The organism is Fructobacillus papyrifericola (assembly GCF_018437235.1).
Taxonomy (GTDB): domain Bacteria; phylum Bacillota; class Bacilli; order Lactobacillales; family Lactobacillaceae; genus Fructobacillus; species Fructobacillus papyrifericola.
The window spans coordinates 2,501-5,401 of the sequence record NZ_JAAMFJ010000008.1 but is presented as its reverse complement, the minus strand read 5'-3'; the positions used below and the strand labels follow the sequence as shown (position 1 = coordinate 5,401).

The window sequence follows — 2,901 nt, the reverse complement described above, 5'->3', positions numbered from 1 at the left end:
CGAACGTTTTTACTCTTTTCTTATTAAGTCCCTGTAAATGACAATTTATGCACAATTTCTAAAAAAACCATTGACCAACCCCCAAGCAGCCGGTATACTAATTATTGTTCCTTGCGAGGGACTGACGCAATTGGCTTTGACCAAAAGCGTTAATAAAAACTCGATCAAGTAGTTGACCTTAGGTTATAAAGCTGCTATGATATATGAGTTGCCCAATCGGGTACGCACATTGAAAACTGAACAAAACTTTGAACAAACAAATCTGTAACGCTGATAGCTTGATGACTATCAGAAACAAATTTGCGAAGTCAATTCGTAACAAACAATAAACGGATAGGCGCTATCGCGAGATAGTAACTAGTCAGTTTAATCGAAGAGCAATCTTCAAACTTCAACATGAGAGTTTGATCCTGGCTCAGGATGAACGCTGGCGGCGTGCCTAATACATGCAAGTCGTACGAACAGCGGAAAGTGCTTGCACTTTCCAAGTAAGTGGCGAACGGGTGAGTAACACGTGAATAACCTACCTCAAAGTCTGGGATAACCATTGGAAACAGTGACTAATACCGGATAAAACCCAGGTGCGCATGCACCAAGGTTAAAAGCTGCGTTTGCAGCGCTTTAAGATGGATTCGCGGTGCATTAGTTAGTTGGTGAGGTAAAGGCTCACCAAGACGATGATGCATAGCCGAGTTGAGAGACTGACCGGCCACATTGGGACTGAGACACGGCCCAAACTCCTACGGGAGGCTGCAGTAGGGAATCTTCCACAATGGGCGCAAGCCTGATGGAGCAACGCCGCGTGTGTGATGAAGGCTTTCGGGTCGTAAAGCACTGTTGTATGGGAAGAACGGGTTTAAGAGGAAATGCTTAGACAGTGACGGTACCATACCAGAAAGGGACGGCTAAATACGTGCCAGCAGCCGCGGTAATACGTATGTCCCGAGCGTTATCCGGATTTATTGGGCGTAAAGCGAGCGCAGACGGTTCGATAAGTCTGAAGTGAAAGCCCACAGCTCAACTGTGGAATGGCTTTGGAAACTGTCGAACTTGAGTGCAGTAGAGGTAAGTGGAACTCCATGTGTAGCGGTGGAATGCGTAGATATATGGAAGAACACCAGTGGCGAAGGCGGCTTACTGGACTGCAACTGACGTTGAGGCTCGAAAGTGTGGGTAGCAAACAGGATTAGATACCCTGGTAGTCCACACCGTAAACGATGGATACTAGTTGTTAGAGGGTTTCCGCCCTTTAGTGACGAAGCAAACGCATTAAGTATCCCGCCTGGGGAGTACGACCGCAAGGTTGAAACTCAAAGGAATTGACGGGGACCCGCACAAGCGGTGGAGCATGTGGTTTAATTCGAAGCAACGCGAAGAACCTTACCAGGTCTTGACATCCTTTGAAGGTACTAGAGATAGTGCTGTCTTCTTCGGAAGCAAAGTGACAGGTGGTGCATGGCCGTCGTCAGCTCGTGTCGTGAGATGTTGGGTTAAGTCCCGCAACGAGCGCAACCCTTATGTTTAGTTGCCAGCATTTAGTTGGGCACTCTAGACAGACTGCCGGTGACAAACCGGAGGAAGGCGGGGACGACGTCAGGTCATCATGCCCCTTATGACCTGGGCTACACACGTGCTACAATGGCGTATACAACGAGCAGCGAACCTGTGAAGGTAAGCGAATCTCTTAAAGTACGTCTCAGTTCGGATTGTAGTCTGCAACTCGACTACATGAAGTCGGAATCGCTAGTAATCGCGGATCAGCATGCCGCGGTGAATACGTTCCCGGGTCTTGTACACACCGCCCGTCACACCATGGGAGTTGGTAATGCCCAAAGCCGGTGGCCTAACCTTCGGGAAGGAGCCGTCTAAGGCAGGACTGATGACTGGGGTGAAGTCGTAACAAGGTAGCCGTAGGAGAACCTGCGGCTGGATCACCTCCTTTCTAAGGATAACCGGAACGTTACAGTGTCTTAAATGACCATTTGATTTGTTTTAAAGTTTTGTTTAGTTTTGAGTGTGTGAACTCTACCGATTAGGTATGGGGGATTAGCTCAGCTGGGAGAGCACCTGCTTTGCAAGCAGGGGGTCATCGGTTCGATCCCGATATTCTCCATTGGTTACTTCGGTAACCAAGCTTGTACATTGAAAACTGAATAATCAAGAAAATCTTTTAAAATCAAGAAATTGATTCTTAAATAAACCGAGAAACAACACAAGTTCTTTAAAAAGAACGGTTTAATCGCAGGTCTGAAAAATGACCAACTCATAAAACTGATCCAACTTTAAAGTTGTGGTTAAGTGAATAAGGGCGCGTGGTGGATGCCTTGGCACTAGGAGCCGATGAAGGACGTGACTAACTACGATAAGCTTCGGGGAGCGGTAAGTACGCTATGAGCCGGAGATTTCCGAATGGGGAAACCCAACATTTTAATGTTATCTAATCGCCAATACATAACGATTAGAAGGAATACGCTGTGAACTGAAACATCTCATTAGCAGCAGGAGCAGAAAGAAAAATCGATTCCCTGAGTAGCGGCGAGCGAAACGGGAAGAGCCCAAACCAGGATGCTTGCATCTTGGGGTTGTAGGACTGTTGTTGAGTTACCAAATCAGCATTTAGGTGAATACGTTGGGAAGCGTAATCAAAGAGGGTGATAATCCCGTAACCGAAAGATGCCTGATCTCTAGACAGGATCCTGAGTACGGCCGGACACGAGAAATCCGGTCGGAATCTGCGGGGACCATCCCGTAAGGCTAAATACTCCCTAGTGACCGATAGTGAACCAGTACCGTGAGGGAAAGGTGAAAAGCACCCCGGAAGGGGAGTGAAATAGTTCCTGAAACCACGACGCCTACAAGAAGTCAGAGCCCGTTAATGGGTGATGGCGTGCCTTTTGTAGA

Annotated in this window: 1 tRNA gene and 2 rRNA genes (1 of these 3 running past the window's edge); all 3 read left to right on the top strand. The window is 47.5% G+C overall.

Annotation, left to right across the window (positions count from 1 at the left end):
* Window positions 1–392: 392 nt before the first annotated feature.
* Window positions 393–1,942: ribosomal RNA gene (locus tag G6R28_RS06445) — 16S ribosomal RNA — on the top strand.
* 98 nt (window positions 1,943–2,040) lie between these two features.
* A tRNA-Ala gene (locus tag G6R28_RS06440) sits at window positions 2,041–2,113 on the top strand.
* A 179-nt stretch (window positions 2,114–2,292) separates the two neighbouring features.
* Window positions 2,293–2,901: ribosomal RNA gene (locus tag G6R28_RS06435) — 23S ribosomal RNA — on the top strand (it continues 2,298 nt past the right edge of the window).
* The 16S and 23S rRNA genes sit together here with 1 tRNA gene alongside, the layout of an rRNA operon.